Below are 20,158 nucleotides of genomic sequence, written 5' to 3'. Positions count from 1 at the left end.
GACACGCGGCCTTGCAAACGAGCCGTAACCGATCATGTACCAGTGCAAATCTGACGCCTACAGGGTGGGTCGTATCCAGTACAGGGAGGGTCGCATCCAGTGTTGGTGACGTCGTTTACAGATTTTTTCCGCCCCTGATGGGCCCCTGATACGCAGAAAAACGCCGCAAAACCGGGGGCAGGACGGGGCGGCGCTGCTGGGCATGATTGCGTCGGTGTCAGACGTCGCACGCCATGGCAAAAACCGGATGATGCGGCCATCCCGGCGTTGAGCGTAGCAGCTCCGTCACCGGACGCTCCTGCGCCCGGATGTGCCTGTTCTGGAGGTTCTCGGCAATGGCAATCAGCGTTTTCGACCTGTTCAAAATCGGTATTGGCCCGTCCAGTTCACACACCGTGGGCCCGATGCGGGCCGCCGCATTGTTCGTGCAAGGTTTGCGTGAGCGAGGACTTTTGGAACAAGTCGCGCGGGTGGAAGTTCAGCTCTACGGTTCGCTTTCGGCCACTGGCATCGGCCACGGCAGCGACAACGCCGTGATCATGGGCTTGATGGGCGAGTGGCCGGACGCAATCGACCCGTCGCAGATCGGCCCGCGCATCGAGCGGCTGCGCGAAACCCAGACCCTGCTGCTCGACGGTCGCCTGTCGGTGCCGTTCATCTGGTCCCGGGACATGCGCCTGATCGACGAGAACCTGCCATTCCATCCCAATGCGATGACGCTGGTGGCCGAGGGCGCCGACGGCGAGCTGCACCGTGACACCTATTACTCGGTCGGCGGTGGTTTCGTTGTCGATCAGGCCCAGGCCACCAGCGGTGTAGTGGACCTGGACCGCACCGAACTGCCTTACGATTTTTCCAGCGCCGAAGAGTTGCTCCAGCTGTGCCGCAGCCACAACCTGCGGGTGGCCGAGTTGATGATGGCCAACGAAAAGGTCTGGCGTTCCGAAGAAGAGATCCGCAGCGGCCTGATGAAGCTCTGGCGGGCCATGCAGGATTGCGTCGAGCAGGGTCTCAAGCACGAAGGCATCCTGCCGGGCGGTTTGAATGTGCGTCGACGTGCGGCCAAGTTGCATCGCAGCCTGCAAGAGTTGAACAAGCCCAATGTCATCGGCTCGACCCTCAGCGCCATGGAGTGGGTCAACCTGTTCGCCTTGGCGGTCAACGAGGAGAACGCTGCCGGCGGGCGCATGGTCACGGCGCCGACCAATGGCGCGGCGGGGATCATTCCGGCGGTGCTGCATTACTTCATGAAGTTCAGCGAAGCGGTCACCGACGCCAACGTCGTGGATTATTTCCTCGGTGCGGCGGCCGTCGGGATCCTGTGCAAAAAGAACGCATCGATTTCCGGCGCCGAAGTCGGTTGCCAGGGCGAGGTGGGATCGGCTTGCGCCATGGCGGCGGCCGGTCTGGCGGAAATCCTCGGGGCCACGCCGGAACAACTGTGCAACGCGGCGGAAATCGGCCTGGAACACAACCTCGGCCTGACCTGCGACCCGGTGGGCGGCCTGGTGCAGGTGCCGTGCATCGAGCGTAATGCGATCGCCGCGGTCAAGGCCATCAACGCCGCCCAAATGGCCTTGCGCGGGGATGGCCAGCATTTCATCTCCCTGGACCGGGTGATCCGCACCATGCGTGATACCGGTGCCGACATGCATGACAAATATAAGGAAACCTCGCGCGGCGGCTTGGCGGTCAGTGCGGTGGAGTGCTGAAACCTTGTTTGCACAACGCTCTGTGGCAAGAGGGTTTTCTGTGGGAGCAAGGCTTGCCCGCGATAGCGTCAGTAGATTCAACATGGATGTCGACTGGCATACCGCCATCGCGAGCAAGCTTTGCTCCCACAGATGATTCCCTTTATCCACAAGAGCGAAAACCGCTCACAAAATGAACACCAATCGGCAAACGCGCCACCTTTTAGCGCGTCGCAAACAGACAAGACCCCTGTTGTCGAGCCAGCCGCTGAATCGGCCTCGACCGTCCGTCATCCGCACCTGTGGTGATACTCGTTGCGCAAGCGGCGCAGCCCAGTTCCCACAAGTGCTACCGAACTGCTCACGGCCCGCTGTGACAGGTGCCTGCCGCCCTGGATGGCGCTTATAACCCGTACTCGACACACGCCTTATATAGACAGGCCGCGATGTCGTTTTCAGGATTTATTGAACGCGCATTCAATTTTAGGCATGGCAATTGCTCTATCCCGATAAAGCCCCGTCTCGGTACGAGAACGATGGCAATAACAAGAGCCTCCGCCTGAGGCCATCACCCGCTTTGTGTGAGGAGATACCGCGATGACGACGTCCAACTCCGGGGCCCAACCCCAGAACCGTGCGCCTCAATCCATCGGCTTTTTGCTGCTGGACAATTTCACGCTGATTTCCCTGGCGTCCGCGGTAGAACCGCTACGCATGGCCAACCAATTGTCCGGTCGCGAGCTGTATCGCTGGACCACCCTTACGGTCGATGGCGGCCAGGTCTGGGCCAGCGACGGTTTGCAAATCACTCCTGACGCCTCCATGCACAAGGCGCCGGCCCTGGATACGGTCATCGTTTGTGGCGGCATCGGCATCCAGCGCACCGTGACCCGCGAACACGTGTCTTGGCTGCAAGGCCAGGCCCGCCAATCCCGTCGCCTCGGCGCGGTCTGCACCGGCAGTTGGGCCCTGGCCTGCGCCGGCCTGCTGGACGGCTTCGATTGCAGCGTGCACTGGGAATGCCTGGCGGCAATGCAGGAAGCTTTTCCGCGGGTATCGATGAGCACCCGCTTGTTCACCCTCGACCGTAACCGCTTCACCAGCTCCGGCGGCACCGCGCCGCTGGACATGATGCTGCACCTGATCAGCCGCGATCATGGCCGTGAACTGTCGGCAGCGATCTCGGAAATGTTTGTCTACGAGCGTATCCGCAACGAACAGGATCACCAGCGTGTGCCACTCAAGCACATGCTTGGCACCAACCAGCCGAAGCTGCAGGAAATCGTCGCGCTGATGGAGGCCAACCTCGAAGAACCGATCGACCTGGACGAACTGGCGGTATACGTCGCCGTGTCCCGGCGTCAGCTGGAGCGGTTGTTCCAGAAGTACCTGCACTGCTCGCCGTCGCGCTATTACCTCAAGCTGCGGTTGATCCGTGCGCGGCAACTGCTCAAGCAGACGCCGATGTCGATCATCGAAGTGGCCTCGGTGTGCGGCTTCGTCTCCACCCCGCACTTCTCCAAGTGCTACCGCGAATACTTCGGCATTCCGCCGCGCGACGAACGCGTCGGTTCCAACACCACGCAACAGGTGGCGATGATGCCGCTGCCACAGGCGCTGGTGCTGTCGCCATTGTCCGGGCCGCTGTCGGCGTTGAGCCAGGCGCGTAATGAGTCGACGTTTGCCAGTGTGAGGCTCTGAGACCGTAGCGCCTTTATCGCGAGCAAGCTCGCTCCCACAGTTGGATTGGGGTACGGCTGGAGAGTAGGCCGACGGTCAGGCCGCCTCGCGAGCAAGCTTTGCTCCCACAGATCTGATGGGTGTACGACCAGGAGAGCCAGGTCGGCTGTAAGGCCGCCTCGCGAGCAAGCTTTGCTCCCACAGGTCCTGCTCAAACAGATCTGATGGGTGTACGACGGGGAGAACCAGGTCGGCTACTAGGCCGCCTCGCGGTGGACGTTGATCTCGGCGCCCCGTTAACCACGCTGGCCGAACGCAGGCATTGTGGAGTGGGCAACCCGGCATGGATGCCGGGATAGCCGCGCTGGGCCATGGATGGCCCTTCGCGGCGGGCCCACGGAGCAATGCCTTCGTTCGGGCATGCCGAGCCTAGGCGAGGCACCGAGTGGTGGGGCATGAGCGTTTTGCTTACTTTTGCGCTTTTCAAAAGTGAGCCGCCGTCAGGGCGGAACCATTAGCCGCCGTTACCGCAGCAACGGATATGTACTCAATCAGGCCGCCATCGCGAGCAAGCTCGCTCCCACAGGTTTTGTGAACGACACAAATCCTGTGGGAGCAATTGTGTTCTGTCAGGCGCTATGGTTCTGCTGGTATTGCATCAACGCCGGCAACAGCTGCTTATCGATCGCCTGGCGCACGGCCGGCAGGATGGTGGCGCTGCTGGTGTACATCTCCTTGACCATCCGCCGCAAATCATTGGCACGGACGGTGTCCAGCCCCCGCACGGCGCACTCGCACGCCTGCTCGGCAGTGGAACCACTGGGTATTTGCAGCCCCAGGGCCTTGAGATGGCCCAGCAGGTCTTCCTGGTCGATCAAATCGGCGTACATCATGACGCTTTTCCTTGTTCAGGGATTGGGCTCGTGTCTCGATTCTGGTAGCCACCCGAAGCGGCGGCAAGGGCAAATGGTCGTAATGTCATGAATGACTATGGAGGCGTCGTTTTCGGCTAACTTGCACGGACCTGGACTGGGCACACTGACCTCAAGCTGAATCACGATGGTTTGGTCACCCTCGCGCGACAGCTCCTCCAGTAACGCTCCTGCCCCGATCCTGTCACGGCTTGATCGGGGATTTTTTTGCCTCGGTGAATCTGGGATAGATGGGTTGCAGGACAGACCGCTATCGCGAGCAGGCTCGCTCCCACAGGTTTTGTGAGCGACACAGAACCACTGTGGGAGCGAGCCTGCTCGCGATGAACGATGACGCGGTTTACCTCTGCAACACCAGAATCCGCGACAACAACTCATCCCGATCCACATAGCACCCCTGGAAATGCCGGGCCCCGGAAGCCGGGTCGAAGGCATTGCGGGCGTGGAGGGTGCGGCGGTTGTCGAAGCACCAGAGCTGGCCGGGTTCGAGGCGCTGTACCAGACGAAATTGTGGCTCGCGGGTCAGGGCGATGAAGCGGCGGTAGGCGCGGTAAAGCCTGGGCATCTGCTCGACCGTGGTGTCGAACGGCCCACGCAGGAAGTTCGCCATGCGGATTTCCGAAACCTGCCCCAGGGTGTCCAGCGCGATGATCGGCGCCAGGCAGCGGTAGTCGCTGCGACGGTCCTTGTTGCGAAATTCCACCGGGATCCGACACAGCGCGTCGAAGGCCTCGGGGTCTTCCTGGCGCAGGGTTTCGGCAATGGCAAAACCGTCGACAAAAATGCTCTCGCCACCGTCGGCGTCATTCACCAGGCAATGCAGGAATTGCAGCCCCGGCTGCAATTCCCGGGTCGGCAAATCACTGTGCAACGGCAGGTTGAAAGCGGTGTAGGCGTTGCTGTCGGCATCGGCCTTGGACTGCACGTTGAACAGCACACCGAAGTTGCTCTCGCGAATGAAGGAAATGCGCTGGGCAACCCGTTTCAGCGAACCGGGTTCGGTGGGCACGCCGCACACCTGGGTCAGGCCGATGTCGCGCACCGACAGCAACCATTGCAACAACGTATCGTCATCGTCCATCAGCGCCGGGTAGTCGAACACTGGCAATTGCAGGTCGCGTCGCCACAGTTGGCGGCAGGGCTTGTTCGCCAGGCGCTCGGCGCGTGATTGGTCATCGTAGGCGTGGGCGCGCAGCCAGCCGGGGTCGAAACGGCTCTGGTGACCGTCCTGCCAGTCCACGCACAGGCAGCCTTCGTCGTCGAGGCGGGTCGCACTGGGAGTCATGTCTTCAGGGACGTCGACGATCTCCAGCACCTGTTCGCGGGTGACGCTGTAGACGCATTGGGCGCACGGGCAGTTGTCCCGCAGCCACGGGTGATGAAAGGGGCTGGTCCGGCCGTCGGCCCACGTCACTTGGATCCGGTCGACCAACGGTGTGGCGGCGGTCAATGGGGAGATCAGGGGATAACGGCGGAAGTCGGCAAAGGCGGCGGCGGTGTTCATGGCGATCTCCTGTTCGCGGTTTATCGGGGCAGAGGCAGGGCGATGATCCGGCCGATGTACAGCGGCGGCGGCAGGTCGGATTGTTCGTCGAGCAGGGCGCTGAGCCGGCCCAGGGTCTGTTCGGTGAAAGGCGCCGAGCGCGGACCGGTCAGGTCGACGTGCAACAGCATCTGTTCATTGCCGGCCAGCTCTTTATCACCGCCGACCAGGTGCAGGCTGTGGTAGAGGTGCAGGCGCTTGGCGTCGTGGCCGATGATCTGCGTGTGCACTTGCACGTCGGCCCCGAGTTTCACTTCGTGCAGATAATTGAGATGAAGTTCGAGGGTGAACAGCGAGTGGCCGCTGGCTTCGCGGTTCTGGCTGTCCAGGCCGAGCCGGTCCATCAGCGCGTCGGTGGCGTAGCTGAAGATCAGCAGGTAGAAGGCATCGCGCAGGTGGCCGTTGTAATCGACCCATTCGGGGAGGATGCGGGTTTGGTAGGTGGTGAGGGTGGGCATGATGACGATCCAACAGAAGAGTGGGATTCATGTGGGAGCGGGCTTGCTCGCGAAGGCGGTGTATCTACCGCACGATATTTGGCGGATGTACCGGCCTCTTCGCGAGCAAGCCCGCTCCCACAGGGGGTTATTCAGTGAAAGACATACCGTGCTTGGCCTTGGTGGTCTTCACCGCCTCCAGCACCGCCAGCAGACAATCATCACGATAGCGCTCCAGGGCCGAAATGCTGTGGCTGCCCAATTGCGCGCTCGTGCCGTCCACCACATCGTCGATCAGCTTCTCGGTCAGCTCTGGCGCCGGCAGGTAGGTCCATGGCAGTTGCAGCGCCGGGCCGAACTGGGCCATGAAGTGCCGCATCCCGGCATCGCCGCCGGCCAGGGTGTAGGTCAGGAAGGTGCCCATGAACGACCAGCGCAAGCCGGCGCCAAAGCGGATCGCATCGTCGATTTCCCCGGTGGTCGCCACCCCGTCGTTGACCAGGTGCAGGGCTTCGCGCCAGAGCGCTTCGAGCAGGCGGTCGGCGATGAAACCGGGCACTTCCTTGCGCACGTGCAGCGGCCGCATGCCCAGGGATTCGTACACCTGCATCGCCGCCTGCACGGCTTCGGGCGCGGTGTTTTTGCCGCCGACCACTTCCACCAGCGGCAACAGGTAGACCGGGTTGAACGGGTGCCCGACCACGCAGCGCTCCGGATGGGTGGCGCCTTCGTAGAATTCGCTCGGCAGCAGCCCCGAGGTACTGGAACCGATCAACGCGTTTGGCTTGGCGGCGGCGCTGATCTGGCCGTGCAATTCGAGTTTCAACGCCAGGCGCTCGGGGGCGCTTTCCTGAATGAAATCGGCGTCGCGCACGCATTCTTCGATGGTGGTGACAAAGCGCAGCCGATCCTGCGAGGCGCCAGGGGCCAGGCCCTGTTTCTCCAGGGCGCCCCAGGCATTGGCGACACGTTTGCGCAAGGCCGCTTCGGCGCCGGGCGCCGGGTCCCAGGCGACAACGTCGAGGCCATGGGCCAGGGCCCGGCTGACCCAGCCGCTGCCGATTACACCACTGCCCAGGGCGGCGAAGGTCTTGATGTCGGTGATAAAACTCATGGTGATTTCCTGAAAAAATAGTTCGGTGATCTCCTGTGGGAGCAAGGCTTGCCCGCGATGGCGGCAGTAGATTCAACGGGGATGTCGACTGACATACCGTTATCGCGGGCAAGCCTTGCTCCCACAGGTTGTGCCCCCCAATAGGGGAAGGTGGATGTCGGTTTAGCCGCGCTGGGTCAGGCCCATTTTCTTGCGACCTTCAGCCGGGGTGAGCACCCGCGCACCGAGGCGACTGAGGATTTCGCCGGCCCGCTCCACCAGTTGGCCGTTGGTGGCGAGTACGCCTTTGTCCAGCCAGAGGTTGTCTTCCAGGCCGATCCGCACGTTGCCCCCCAGCAGCACCGCCTGGGCGGCCATTGGCATTTGCATGCGGCCGATGCCGAAGCCGGCCCACACCGCGTCCGCCGGCAGGTTGTCGACCATGGCTTTCATGGTGGTGGTGTCGGCCGGTGCGCCCCACGGGATGCCCAGGCAGAGTTGGAACAGCGGGTTGTCCAGCAGGCCTTCCTTGATCAGTTGCTTGGCGAACCAGAGGTGACCGGTGTCGAAGATCTCCAGCTCGGCCTTGACCCCCAGTTCGGTGATGCGCTTGGCGCCGGCCCGCAGTTGCGCCGGGGTGGAGACGTAAATGGTGTCGCCGTCGCCGAAGTTCAGGGTGCCGCAATCCAGCGTGCAGATTTCCGGCAACAGCGCTTCGACGTGGGCCAGGCGGGTCAGCGGACCGACCAGGTCGGTGTTGGGACCGAACTCCATCGGCCGTTCGCCCGCGCCGATCTCCAGGTCGCCGCCCATGCCGGCGGTGAGGTTGACGATGATGTCCACGTCCGCCTCACGGATGCGCTCCATCACTTCGCGGTACAGCGCCACGTCGCGGCTGAACTTGCCGGTCTGCGGGTCGCGGACGTGGCAATGGACCACCGTGGCCCCGGCCTTCGCCGCCTCGACGGCAGCGGCGGCGATCTGTTTCGGGGTGACCGGCACGTGGGGGCTCTTGGCGGTCGTGTCGCCAGCACCGGTGAGTGCGCAGGTGATGATGACGTCGTGGTTCATGGTGCGGCTTCCTTCAGGCGTGGTGAGTCACCGCGCAGCCGTTTGGCGCTGCGCAGATGGATAACGGTTGTTCAGTTATTGGTCAGTTTCAGGTTGTCGGCGGCGGGCTTGCCGTCGAAGGTGGTGACGCCTTCGAGCCAGCGCTGCTTGTCTTGCGGATGATCCTTGAGCCATTGCCGGGCCGATTCGAGCGGGTCCTTGTGATCGAGCAACGGCTGCATCATCCGGCTCTCATCCTCGGCGCTGAACGTCAGGTTGCTCAGCAAGCGACCGACGTTCGGGCATTGTTGGGCGTAGTCCGGCGCGGTGACGGTCCACACGGTGGCCATGCCTTCGTTCGGGCCGAGGGCGTCGTCGCTGCCGGTGAGGTAGGTCATTTGCACGTTGACGTTCATCGGGTGCGGCGCCCAACCGAAGAACACCACGGCTTCCTTGCGCCGCACGGCGCGGTCCACGGCGGCGAGCATGCCGGCTTCGCTGGACTCCACCAGTTGGAATTTGCCCAGGCCGAACTGGTTCTTGGCGATCATCGCCTTGATCTGGGTGTTGGCGCCGGAGCCAGGCTCAATGCCGTAGATCTTGCCGCCCAGTTCTTTTTCGAATTTGGCGATGTCGGCGAAGGTCTTCAGGCCCTTGTCGGCCAGGTACGCCGGCACGGCCAGGGTGGCGCGGGCGTCCTTGAGGCTGGGCTGCTCCAGCACCTTGATTTGCTTGGCCTCGACGAACGGGGTGATGGTCTGGGTCATCAACGGGTTCCAGTAGCCCAGGAACAGGTCCAGGCGTTGGTCGCGGATGCCGGCGAAGATGATTTGCTGGGAGGCGCTGGTTTGCTTGGTCTTGTAGCCGAGGCCGTCGAGCATCACTTGGGTCAGGGCGCTGGTGGCGATGACGTCGGTCCAGTTGACCACGCCCAGGCGCACGTTCTGGCATGCGGCGGGCTCGGCAGCCATGACGGCGCCATTGAGGAAGGTGGTGCCGCAAAGTGCAAGTACACAGGAGCTGATCAGTCGTTTCATGTCGGGTTCCTCGGCAGCTTATTGTTATGGGTTCCGGCATCTGCGCACCGGTGATGCCAAGTTACGCAGCCCAACGCCTGGCAAAGCGCACAGCGGCGACGTGCTCTTGCACTGCAGCGACTCTTGAACGGGCGTTGCAACTGGCGTATCAAGGTCCGCACGCTACCCGCCAACCGAGTGCGCTCCATGTCCCAGGATTTCTACTTCTTGTTGATGCCGGGTTTTTCGGCCATCGGTTTCATTTCGGCCATCGAGCCGTTGCGGGTCGCCAATCGTTTTCGCGGCGAGCTGTACCGCTGGCATGTGCTGAGTATCGATGGCGGGCCGGTGCTGGCGAGCAATGGCATGTCGGTCAACGCCGATGCCGCACTGGAACCGCTGAAGAAGGGCGCGACCCTCTGGGTGGTGGCCGGGTTCGAACCGCTGAAATTCGCCACCCCGGCACTGGAGCGCTGGCTGCATCGGCTGGACAACGAAGGCGTGACCCTGGGGGGCATCGACACCGGCAGTGTGGTGTTGGCCGAGGCGGGACTGTTGGAAGGGCACCGCGTGACCTTGCATTGGGAAGCGATCGAGGCGTTCAAGGAGTCTTATCCGCAACTCAGCGTGACCCAGGAACTGTTCGAAATCGACCGTCGCCGCATCACCTGTGCGGGCGGCACTGCGTCCATCGACCTGATGCTGGACCTGATCGGCCAGGCCCACGGTTCGGAACTGGCGATCCAGGTCAGCGAGCAGTTCGTGCTCGGCCGCATCCGCCCGCGCAAAGACCACCAGCGCATGGAAATCGCCAACCGCTACGGCATTCGCAACAAGAAGCTGGTGCACGTCATCGGCGAGATGGAAACCCATAGCGAACCGCCACTGAGCACCTTGGCGCTGGCCGAGTCGATCAACGTCACCCGTCGCCAGCTCGAACGGCTGTTCCGCCTGCACCTGAACGACACCCCGAGCAACTTCTACCTGCGCCTGCGCCTGGAAAAGGCCCGGCAATTGCTGCGCCAGACCGACATGAGTGTGCTGGAAGTAAGCATCGCCTGCGGCTTTGAGTCACCGTCGTACTTCACCCGCAGCTATCGGGCACGGTTCGAGCGCTGCCCGCGGGAGGATCGGCGACGGCAGGGGGATGGGCGGGAGTTGGTTTGACAGGCTTTTATACTCAATTATACTCGCGACTATAAATTATACCTGTCGCCATAATTGAGTATAAAACCATGTCCAAGCACCCCGGTTTTGTCTTCCGGCGCCCCGATCTGGCCCGCAATATTGTCGATGGGCTGGCCGGCGCCGGGATCCAGGATTACACCTCAGGCCTGTTCCTGGCCGCGCCAAGGCGTACCGGAAAAAGTACATTCCTGCGCGAAGACTTGATTCCCGAATGCGAGACGCGAGGTTGGCTCGCGGTCTACGTCGACCTTTGGGCCAACAAGGAGAAGGACCCTGCCGACCTGATCGCCTCGGCCATCGCCGGGGCACTGGTGCCTTATGAAAAGGGCATCCGCAAGCTCGCCAAATCCATGGGCATCGACAAACTCAGCTTCTTGCGCACGCTGTCCTGGGATTTCAGCCAGCCGCAACTGCCCGAAGGGGCGACGCTGACCCAGGCGCTGGAGCTGTTGCACCGTGCCGCGGGTAAAACCGTGGTGCTGGTGATCGACGAAGCCCAGCATGCCTTGACCACCGAGGCCGGGGTCAACGCGATGTTCGGCCTCAAGGCTGCCCGCGACCAGCTCAACCAGGGACGTGAGGGGGATGCCAGCGGCCTGCGGCTGGTGTTCACCGGCTCCAATCGCGACAAGCTCGCCCACTTGGTACTCAGCCGCAACCAACCGTTCTACGGGTCCAGCATCACGCCGTTCCCTTTGCTGGGCAAAGCCTTCACCCAGGCCTACACCGCCCATTTGAACGCACACTTGGCTCAAACCAACCAGTTCAACGCCGATGACCTCGACCAGGCGTTTGAGTTGGTGGGGCGCCGTCCGGAGATGTTGCGCAGCGTCATCGGCGAAATTGCCCTGGAGCTGGGTGAGGCGAGCCAGTTGGGTGACTTGCTGCGCAACAGCGCTGAAATGCTGCGCGCCGGCGTCTGGACCGAGTTCGAGAGCGCCTGGAACGCCCTGACGGTGCCGCAACGCGCCGTGCTGCAGGTCATGGCCGAGCGTTCGCAAAACAACGAACCCTTCGCGCCCTTCACCGATTCAACGCTGGAGGCGGTGGGCAAGGCGCTGAGGACTATGGGAAGCGAAGTCGTGCCCGGTACCCAGACCATCCAATCCTGCATCGACGCGCTGCGTGAAAAGGAATTGGTGTGGAAGTCCAACCGGGGTGGTTATGCGCTGGAGGACAAGGCGTTTGCGGAGTGGTTGAAGGGGTATCGCAAGCAACAGAGTCGGTCCTGACCCGATTAGCGGTCGAGCATAGTGACCTGTGTGGAGAGGGGATTTTGTGGGAGCAAAGTTTGCTCGCGAAACAGTCGACTCGGTTTCTGAAGGACCGCATCGCCTCCATCGCGAGCAAGCTTTGCTCCCACAAAAAACTCTCCATAGGTGCCCGTTCGGCTGGAAAAGGTCTATTTCTTCATCAACGCCGAACACGCCGCCTTATAAGCCTCATGCTGATACTTATTGAGCGTCGCCGGCAGGGCGAAGTCATGTTTCTTGCTCTGCGCATTGATGGTCTGCGGCGACAGCAGCGTCACCTCGCAACCGTCCAGCAACTGGAAGACCCCTTCGATCTTGAACGTCGTCGGCCCACCGGCGAACTCGCCTTTCTTGCTGCGCTTCTTGATGGCGATGCGTTCGATGCCATTCTCAACCACAAACGCCCGCACCTGGGCGGCGAAGGCCTTGACGTTGGCGGCTTCGTCATCGTCGTCCAGGGCGATTTTCTTGGTGTTCAGCGCAACGTGACTCAGCGCCTGTTGATCCAGCGAGGCAACGGCGATGATTGCTTCGCTGCCTTTGATTTCGATGCCGCACGTTTTCATGTGAATCCCTTTACCAATGATGCAAGCAGCTTACCGCGCTAAACGGCTTCTGAAGCATCACTCCTGCCCAATCGACTCCAAAAACTCCGACCGATCATCGCTCACCTGGGCCATGCAGTCGTTTTCGGCGATTTTGTAGGCTTCGCTGCCGGGTTTGGCCGGGAAGGCGGCGATGGCGCAGTCGGCCTCGCGCTGTTTTTGCCACAGTTGTTGGGCGGCCTTGACCTTGGTGGTGATGTCGTTGAGCTGGGCCTTGTCGCTGGCGTAGCGGGTTTGCAGGCGCTCGTTGAGGCTTTGCAGGTTTTCGCCCAGCAATTGTTCGGCGGCGGTTTTGCCGTAGGCCGAGCAGGCCAGGGTCTGGACGTCGTTTTCAACTTCGTCGCAGGGATTGGGTTCGGTGTCTTCGGTCGCATGCGCGACGGTGCTGATCAGTGCCAAAGCCAGGAAGAGTGATTTCATTGCGTTGCCGCTCAAGTCCAGTGAAAACCAGTGATGCGGCGGATTCTGGCGCAAGCGTCGGGTAAAGAACAGACGGGTAGGGTGGGCCTGGTGTACCCCTTTGTCGTGGATTGACGCTTTCGGCAATTCCCCTGTCGTTTTTGCACCGGGTCGTCGCGGCCCTCAGGCATATGCTGGCCCCAAAGCGCCGGCACACGATTCGGCGCATGAATCGCTGATAAAAGGGGACTGCCTGATGAGCCCAGCCGAATTGCACGCCGACAGCATCGTTATCGACGGGCTGATCATTGCCAAGTGGAACCGCGACCTGTTCGAAGACATGCGCAAGGGCGGCCTGACCGCAGCCAACTGCACCGTGTCGGTGTGGGAAGGCTTCCAGGCCACCATCAACAATATCGCCGCCAGCCAGAAACTGATCCGCGAGAACAGCGACCTGGTGATCCCGGTGAAAACCACCGCCGACATCCGCCGCGCCAAGGAACAGGGCAAGACCGGCATCATCTTCGGTTTCCAGAACGCCCATGCCTTCGAAGACCAGCTCGGCTACGTCGAGATCTTCAAGCAGCTGGGCGTGGGTGTGGTGCAGATGTGCTACAACACCCAGAACCTGGTCGGCACCGGTTGCTACGAGCGTGACGGCGGCCTGTCGGGCTTCGGTCGCGAAATCGTCGCCGAGATGAACCGGGTCGGCATCATGTGCGACCTGTCCCACGTCGGTTCCAAGACTTCCGAAGAGGTCATCCTCGAATCGAAGAAGCCAGTGTGCTATTCCCACTGCCTGCCGTCCGGCCTGAAAGAACACCCGCGCAACAAGTCCGATGAAGAACTGAAGTTCATCGCCGACCACGGCGGTTTCGTCGGCGTGACCATGTTCGCGCCGTTCCTGGCCAAGGGCATCGATTCGACCATCGACGACTACGCCGAGGCCATTGAATACACCATGAACATCGTCGGTGAAGACGCCATCGGCATCGGCACCGACTTCACCCAGGGCCACGGCCAGGACTTCTTCGAAATGCTGACCCACGACAAGGGCTACGCCCGTCGTCTGACCAGCTTCGGCAAGATCATCAACCCCCTGGGCATCCGCACCGTGGGCGAGTTCCCGAACCTCACCGAAACGCTGCTCAAGCGCGGCCATCCTGAGCGGGTAGTGCGCAAGATCATGGGCGAGAACTGGGTGAACGTCCTCAAGGACGTCTGGGGCGAGTAAACCCCGCTGCATCACTGAATCCTTACCTGCGGCCACTCGCGCCGCAGGCACATCACGAATTTCCGGAGTCAAGTTTTCATGGCCAAGATCGCCCCGCAACTGCCTATCGAAGTCGACAGCGAAACCGGTGTCTGGACCTCCGACGCCCTGCCGATGCTGTACGTGCCACGGCACTTTTTCGTCAACAACCACATGGGCATCGAAGAAGTGCTGGGCGCCGACGCCTACGCCGAGATTCTCTACAAGGCCGGCTACAAATCCGCCTGGCACTGGTGTGAAAAAGAAGCCGAATGCCATGGCCTGGAAGGCGTCGCGGTGTTCGAACACTACATGAAGCGCCTGTCGCAGCGTGGCTGGGGCCTGTTCAAGATCCAGGACATCGACCTGGACAAAGGCACCGCCAGCGTCAAGCTCGAACACTCGGCGTTCGTCTATGTGTACGGCAAGGTCGGGCGCAAGGTCGACTACATGTTCACTGGCTGGTTCGCCGGCGCCATGGACCAGATCCTCGCCGCTCGCGGCAGCCAGATCCGCACCGTGGCCGAGCAGGTCTACGGCGGTTCCGAAGAAGGCCACGACGACGGCCTGTTCATCGTCAAGCCGTTGTAAGTCGAGGATCGCGCCATGGCTTTTGAAGCAATGTTCCAGCCGATCCAGATCGGCAAGCTGACCATCCGCAACCGCGTGCTCAGCACCGCGCACGCCGAGGTCTACGCCACCGACGGCGGCATGACCACCGACCGGTACGTGAAGTATTACGAAGAGAAGGCCAAGGGCGGCATCGGCCTGGCGATCTGCGGTGGCTCGTCCGTGGTCGCCATCGACAGCCCGCAGGAGTGGTGGAGTTCGGTGAACCTGTCCACCGACCGTATCATTCCGCACTTCCAGAACCTGGCCGACGCCATGCACAAGCATGGCGCCAAGATCATGATCCAGATTACCCACATGGGCCGTCGCTCGCGTTGGGACGGTTTCAACTGGCCGACCCTGATGTCGCCGTCCGGCGTACGTGAGCCGGTGCACCGCGCCACCTGCAAGACCATCGAGCCGGAAGAAATCTGGCGGGTGATCGGCAACTACGCCAGCGCCGCCAAACGCGCCAAGGCCGGCGGCCTGGACGGCGTCGAACTGTCCGCCGTGCACCAGCACATGATCGACCAGTTCTGGAGCCCGCGGGTCAACAAGCGTACCGACGAATGGGGCGGCACCTTCGAAGGCCGCATGAAGTTCGGCCTGGAAGTGTTGAAAGCCGTGCGCGCCGAGGTCGGTGACGACTTCTGCGTGGGCATGCGCCTGTGCGGTGACGAATTCCACCCGGACGGCTTGTCCCACGAGGACATGAAGCAGATCGCCAAGTACTACGATGACACCGGCATGCTCGATTTCATCGGCGTGGTGGGCTCGGGTTGCGACACCCACAACACCCTGGCCAACGTCATCCCGAACATGAGTTATCCACCGGAGCCGTTCCTGCACCTGGCCGCCGGTATCAAGGAAGTGGTCAAGGTTCCGGTGTTGCACGCGCAAAACATCAAGGACCCGAACCAGGCTACGCGGATTCTGGAGGGCGGTTACGTCGACATGGTCGGCATGACCCGCGCCCACATCGCTGACCCGCACCTGATCGCCAAGATCAAGATGGGCCAGATCGACCAGATCAAGCAGTGCGTCGGCGCCAACTACTGCATCGACCGTCAGTACCAAGGCCTGGACGTGCTGTGCATCCAGAACGCCGCGACGTCCCGTGAATACATGGGCGTGCCGCACATCATCGAGAAGTCCACCGGGCCGAAACGCAAGGTGGTCGTCGTGGGTGCCGGCCCGGCCGGGATGGAAGCGGCGCGTGTGGCCGCCGAACGTGGGCACGACGTGACCCTGTTCGAGAAGAAAGAATTCATCGGCGGGCAGATCACCACCGCCTCGAAAGCCCCGCAACGGGACCAGATCGCCGGTATCACCCGCTGGTTCCAACTGGAGCTGGCGCGGTTGAAAGTCGACCTGCGCCTGGGCGTGGCGGCTGATGCGGCGACCATCATGGACCTGCGTCCGGACGTCGTCGTGCTGGCCGTCGGCGGCCATCCGTTCCTGGAGCAGAACGAACACTGGGGCGCTGCCGAAGGGCTGGTGGTCAGCAGCTGGGACGTGCTCGACGGCAAGGTTGCACCGGGCAAGAACGTATTGGTCTACGACACCATTTGCGAGTTCACCGGCATGTCGGTGGCCGACTTCCTCGCTGACAAGGGCAGCCAGGTCGAGATCGTCACCGACGACATCAAGCCGGGCGTGGCCATTGGCGGGACGTCGTTCCCCACCTACTACCGCAGCATGTACCCCAAGGAAGTGATCATGACCGGGGACATGATGCTGGAGAAGGTCTACCGCGAAGGCGACAAGCTGGTGGCGGTGCTGGAGAACGAATACACCGGCGCCAAGGAAGAACGCGTGGTGGACCAGGTGGTGGTGGAAAACGGCGTGCGGCCGGACGAGGAAATCTACTACGCGCTCAAGGAAGGTTCGCGCAACAAGGGCCAGATCGACGTTGAAGCCCTGTTCGCGATCAAGCCCCAGCCGTGCCTGGAGCAGAGTGGCGATGGCTACCTGCTGTTCCGCATCGGCGACTGTGTGGCCCAGCGTAATACCCACGCGGCCATCTACGACGCCCTGCGGTTGTGCAAGGATTTCTAACGGCTTGTGGATAACCCTGTGGGAGCAAGGCTTGCCCGCGATAAATGCGACACGGAGCATCTGACGGACCGAGTCGATCGCATCGCGGGCAAGCCTTGCTCCCACAGGAATCGGGCAAGGCATCCAGTTAGTTTGGCCTGCAAGACCTGAGGTCTTTGGGAGCAACACCTATGTTGAACACCCTTCTTCCCATCCTGCTGTTTGCTGCCCTGGGCCTCGCGGTCCTTGGCGCCTTGCGGCGGGTGAACATGTGGCGTCGCGGACGACCGGCCAAGGTCGACCTGATCGGCGGTCTCTTCGCCATGCCCAAGCGCTATATGGTGGATTTGCACCATGTGGTGGCGCGGGACAAATACATTGCCAATACCCACGTCGCCACGGCCGGTGGTGCGGTGGCGTCGATTGTGTTGGCGATTTTGGTACACGGTTTTGGCCTGCACAACCGCATCCTCGGCTACGCCTTGCTGCTGATGTCGGCGGTGATGTTCGTTGGCGCGATCTTTATGTACTTGCGTCGGCGCAATCCGCCGGCCCGTTTGTCCAAGGGTCCCTGGATGCGCCTGCCGAAAAGCCTGTTGGCTTTCTCGGCGTCGTTCTTCCTGGTGACCCTGCCGGTGGCGGGCATCCTCCCGGAAAACTTCGGCGGTTGGCTGGTGGCGGCGATCCTGGGTGTCGGTGTGCTGTGGGGTGTGTCGGAATTGTTTTTCGGCATGACCTGGGGCGGGCCGATGAAACACGCCTTCGCCGGTGCCCTGCACCTGGCCTGGCACCGCCGAGCGGAGCGCTTTGGTGGCGGTCGTTCCACCGGTCTGAAGCCGTTGGACTTGAACGACCCTAGCGCATCGCTGGGTGTGGAAAAACCCAAGGACTTCACCTGGAACCAACTGCTGGGCTTCGATGCCTGCGTGCAGTGCGGCAAGTGTGAGGCTGCTTGCCCGGCGTTCGCTGCCGGCCAGCCGCTGAACCCGAAAAAACTCATCCAGGACATGGTCGTCGGCCTGGCCGGCGGCACCGATGCGAAATTCGCCGGCAGCCCGTATCCGGGTAAACCGGTGGGCGAACATGCTGGTAATCCCCATCAGCCAATCGTCAACGGCCTGGTGGACGCCGAGACCCTGTGGTCTTGCACCACCTGCCGGGCGTGCGTCGAGGAATGCCCGATGATGATCGAGCACGTCGATGCCATCGTCGACATGCGCCGCCACCTGACCTTGGAAAAAGGCGCCACGCCGAACAAGGGCGCCGAAGTGCTGGAAAACCTCATCGCCACCGACAACCCTGGCGGCTTCGCCCCGGGCGGGCGGATGAACTGGGCGGCGGACTTGAACCTCAATCTGCTCAGCGAGAAGAAATCCACCGACGTGCTGTTCTGGGTCGGCGACGGTGCTTTCGACATGCGCAACCAGCGCACCCTGCGCGCCTTCGTCAAAGTGCTCAAGGCGGCGAAGATCGACTTCGCCGTGCTCGGCCTCGAAGAACGCGACAGCGGCGACGTGGCCCGGCGCCTGGGCGATGAGGCGACGTTCCAGCTGTTGGCCAAGCGCAACATCCAGACCCTGGCCAAATACAGCTTCAACCGCATCGTCACCTGCGACCCCCACAGTTTCCATGTGCTGAAAAACGAATACGGTGCCTTCGATGGCAACTACCTGGTGCAGCACCACAGCACCTATATGGCGGAAATCATCGACGCCGGTGCGTTGAACCTCGGCCAGCACAAGGGCGACAGCGTGACTTATCACGACCCGTGCTACCTGGGCCGCTACAACGGCGAATACGAGGCGCCGCGCCAGGTGCTGCGTGCGCTGGGTATCGAGGTCAAGGAGATGCAGCGTTCCGGTTTCCGTTCGCGTTGCTGCGGCGGTGGCGGCGGCGCGCCGATCACCGACATCCCGGGCAAGCAGCGGATTCCTGACATGCGCATGGAAGACATCCGCGAAACCGGCGCCGAACTGGTGGCCGTGGGTTGTCCACAGTGCACCGCGATGCTGGAAGGCGTGGTCGAGCCGCGGCCGATGATCAAGGACATTGCCGAACTGGTGGCCGACGCGCTGCTGGAAGACGTGGCCCCGAGCAAACCGGTGACCCCGGTCAAACGTGAACTCGCGCAGGTGCATTCATGAGCACAATCATCCGCCGCGACCCTCGCGCCGAGTGGATCGCCCGCAACCGCCTGCACCCGCTTCACGCGGCCATGCAACCGGTGCAGCACAGCTGGATGGGGCCCAACGGCGTCATTCGCAAGAACGTTCATGGTGTCGGTTTCATCGGCCCCAATGGCATCAAGCGGATCGACCGCAGCGGTGCCCAGCAGGGTGGCGCGAGCAAACGCAGCGCTGCCGTTGAAGTGCAATTGCCGCTGCATCAGGTGCCGCAACCGGCGTTCTACATCAGTGTGGTGCCGGACATGGTCGGTGGCCGCTTGAGCAGCCACGACCGCGATCTGCTGGGCCTGGCCCATCAGCTTGCCGGCAGTGAAGGCGCAGTGCTGGCGGTGGTCTTCGGCGAGCATAAGGAAAACGCCTTCGCCACGGCCGGTGTCGACCGCTTGCTGGTGCTCGATGGCGAGGAATTCAGCGGTTATGCACCGGAACAACGGGTGCAAGGCCTGCGGGCTGTGGATAACCAGTTCAGCCCACGCCATTGGCTGTTGCCAGACAGCCGCACCGGTGGCGGCGAACTGGGCCGGCGCTTTGCTGCGGCCTTGGGTGAGCGCCCGGCCACGCGGGTCTGGCAGGTCAAGGGCGAAGAGTGTATCGGCCGCGCCGGTGCGGGCCTGCAAGACCTGGCCCGGCCATTGGCGCGCTTGATCCTGGCAGCGGCCGAATGCGCTGAACCGGTCAGCGAAACCCGCCACGAAGCCTTGCCGGTGGAGTTATCCACAAGCGTGGCCCGCAGCTTGTCGCGCATCGAAGACCTTGGTGCGGTGGCGGTGGACCCGGGCGCGATCCCGATGGCCGAGGCCGAATTCATTTTCTCCGGCGGCAACGGGGTCAAGGACTGGGCACTGTTCCACCAGACCGCAGCGGCCCTGGGCGCTACCGAAGGCGCTTCGCGGGTGGCGGTGGACGACGGCTTCATGGCCCGCGATCGCCAGGTCGGTGCGTCCGGCACCTGGGTTACGGCGCGGGTTTACGTGGCCGTGGGGATTTCCGGGGCGATCCAGCACCTGCAGGGCATTGGCGCCTGCGACAAGGTGGTGGCGATCAACCTCGATCCGGGTTGCGACATGATCAAACGGGCGGACCTGTCGGTGATCGGTGACAGCGCGGCGATTCTCCAGGCCTTGATCGCGGCGGTAGAGGCTTACCGCAACGAAGCCAAGCGCGATGCGGCTTAAGAAGGATAAGTT

17 protein-coding genes are annotated in these 20,158 nt (G+C 62.4%); 9 read left to right on the top strand and 8 right to left on the bottom strand.

Features of this window, described 5'->3' with window-relative positions; genetic code table 11:
• Window positions 1-335 precede the first annotated feature (335 nt).
• Window positions 336-1,712: an L-serine ammonia-lyase gene (locus AD662_RS26125; protein WP_018612349.1), complete on the top strand. Its 1,377-nt coding sequence runs from the start codon at window positions 336-338 to the stop codon at window positions 1,710-1,712.
• Window positions 1,713-2,288: 576 nt separating this feature from the next.
• Window positions 2,289-3,392, top strand: coding sequence for a choline metabolism transcriptional regulator GbdR (gbdR, locus tag AD662_RS26120; protein ID WP_013694424.1), 1,104 nt, complete (start codon window positions 2,289-2,291; stop codon window positions 3,390-3,392).
• A 608-nt stretch (window positions 3,393-4,000) separates the two neighbouring features.
• Here the strand turns inward: gbdR and AD662_RS26115 are convergent.
• From AD662_RS26115 to AD662_RS26090, 6 genes are all read right to left on the bottom strand, one after another.
• Window positions 4,001-4,264, bottom strand: coding sequence for a hypothetical protein (locus AD662_RS26115; RefSeq protein WP_018612353.1), 264 nt, complete (start codon window positions 4,262-4,264; stop codon window positions 4,001-4,003).
• A gap of 379 nt (window positions 4,265-4,643) precedes the next feature.
• Window positions 4,644-5,807: a gamma-butyrobetaine dioxygenase gene (locus tag AD662_RS26110; RefSeq protein WP_053189995.1), complete on the bottom strand. Its 1,164-nt coding sequence runs from the start codon at window positions 5,805-5,807 to the stop codon at window positions 4,644-4,646.
• Window positions 5,808-5,827: 20 nt separating this feature from the next.
• Window positions 5,828-6,304 (bottom strand): thioesterase family protein, encoded by a 477-nt coding sequence (locus AD662_RS26105; protein WP_018612357.1) that lies wholly within the window; start codon window positions 6,302-6,304, stop codon window positions 5,828-5,830.
• A gap of 127 nt (window positions 6,305-6,431) precedes the next feature.
• On the bottom strand, window positions 6,432-7,397 hold the full coding sequence (locus AD662_RS26100) for an L-carnitine dehydrogenase (protein WP_053182635.1): 966 nt from the start codon (window positions 7,395-7,397) through the stop codon (window positions 6,432-6,434).
• Window positions 7,398-7,559: 162 nt separating this feature from the next.
• A complete protein-coding gene (gene cdhC / locus AD662_RS26095; RefSeq protein WP_053189994.1) occupies window positions 7,560-8,447 on the bottom strand; it encodes a 3-dehydrocarnitine:acetyl-CoA trimethylamine transferase CdhC in 888 nt (295 codons plus the stop codon).
• Between the two features lie 71 nt (window positions 8,448-8,518).
• Window positions 8,519-9,463: a choline ABC transporter substrate-binding protein gene (locus AD662_RS26090; RefSeq protein WP_053189993.1), complete on the bottom strand. Its 945-nt coding sequence runs from the start codon at window positions 9,461-9,463 to the stop codon at window positions 8,519-8,521.
• 186 nt (window positions 9,464-9,649) lie between these two features.
• Between AD662_RS26090 and AD662_RS26085 the strand changes: the two genes are divergently transcribed.
• A complete protein-coding gene (locus tag AD662_RS26085) occupies window positions 9,650-10,609 on the top strand; it encodes a GlxA family transcriptional regulator (RefSeq protein ID WP_053189992.1) in 960 nt (319 codons plus the stop codon).
• Window positions 10,610-10,677: 68 nt separating this feature from the next.
• Window positions 10,678-11,862, top strand: a complete 1,185-nt coding sequence (locus AD662_RS26080) for an ATP-binding protein (protein ID WP_053189991.1) — start codon at window positions 10,678-10,680, stop codon at window positions 11,860-11,862.
• Between the two features lie 170 nt (window positions 11,863-12,032).
• Here the strand turns inward: AD662_RS26080 and AD662_RS26075 are convergent, their stop codons facing one another.
• Entirely contained in the window at window positions 12,033-12,449 is a 417-nt protein-coding gene (locus AD662_RS26075; protein WP_053189990.1) for a DUF3010 family protein, read from the bottom strand.
• A gap of 57 nt (window positions 12,450-12,506) precedes the next feature.
• Entirely contained in the window at window positions 12,507-12,908 is a 402-nt protein-coding gene (locus AD662_RS26070) for a lysozyme inhibitor LprI family protein (RefSeq protein ID WP_053189989.1), read from the bottom strand.
• A 235-nt stretch (window positions 12,909-13,143) separates the two neighbouring features.
• Here AD662_RS26070 and AD662_RS26065 point away from each other — a divergent pair, with 235 nt between their 5' ends.
• The 5 genes from AD662_RS26065 (at window position 13,144) to etfA (ending at window position 20,146) form a co-directional block, all read left to right on the top strand.
• Window positions 13,144-14,121, top strand: a complete 978-nt coding sequence (locus tag AD662_RS26065) for a dipeptidase (protein WP_014340593.1) — start codon at window positions 13,144-13,146, stop codon at window positions 14,119-14,121.
• A 78-nt stretch (window positions 14,122-14,199) separates the two neighbouring features.
• Entirely contained in the window at window positions 14,200-14,730 is a 531-nt protein-coding gene (locus AD662_RS26060) for a DUF5943 domain-containing protein (RefSeq protein ID WP_018612374.1), read from the top strand.
• 15 nt (window positions 14,731-14,745) lie between these two features.
• Window positions 14,746-16,806: a dimethylglycine demethylation protein DgcA gene (dgcA, locus tag AD662_RS26055; protein ID WP_014340592.1), complete on the top strand. Its 2,061-nt coding sequence runs from the start codon at window positions 14,746-14,748 to the stop codon at window positions 16,804-16,806.
• 170 nt (window positions 16,807-16,976) lie between these two features.
• Window positions 16,977-18,929: a dimethylglycine demethylation protein DgcB gene (dgcB, locus tag AD662_RS26050; RefSeq protein ID WP_018612381.1), complete on the top strand. Its 1,953-nt coding sequence runs from the start codon at window positions 16,977-16,979 to the stop codon at window positions 18,927-18,929.
• Window positions 18,926-20,146 carry an electron transfer flavoprotein subunit alpha gene (gene etfA / locus AD662_RS26045; protein ID WP_018612383.1) on the top strand — a complete coding sequence of 407 codons (1,221 nt, stop codon included), beginning with the start codon at window positions 18,926-18,928 and terminating at the stop codon, window positions 20,144-20,146. Before dgcB ends, etfA begins: the two co-directional genes overlap by 4 nt.
• The last annotated feature ends 12 nt before the right edge of the window (window positions 20,147-20,158 follow it).

Origin of the sequence: Pseudomonas kilonensis (genome assembly GCF_001269885.1) — a bacterium.
GTDB lineage: Bacteria > Pseudomonadota > Gammaproteobacteria > Pseudomonadales > Pseudomonadaceae > Aquipseudomonas > Aquipseudomonas kilonensis.
This window is presented reverse-complemented; position numbering and strand designations above follow the sequence as displayed.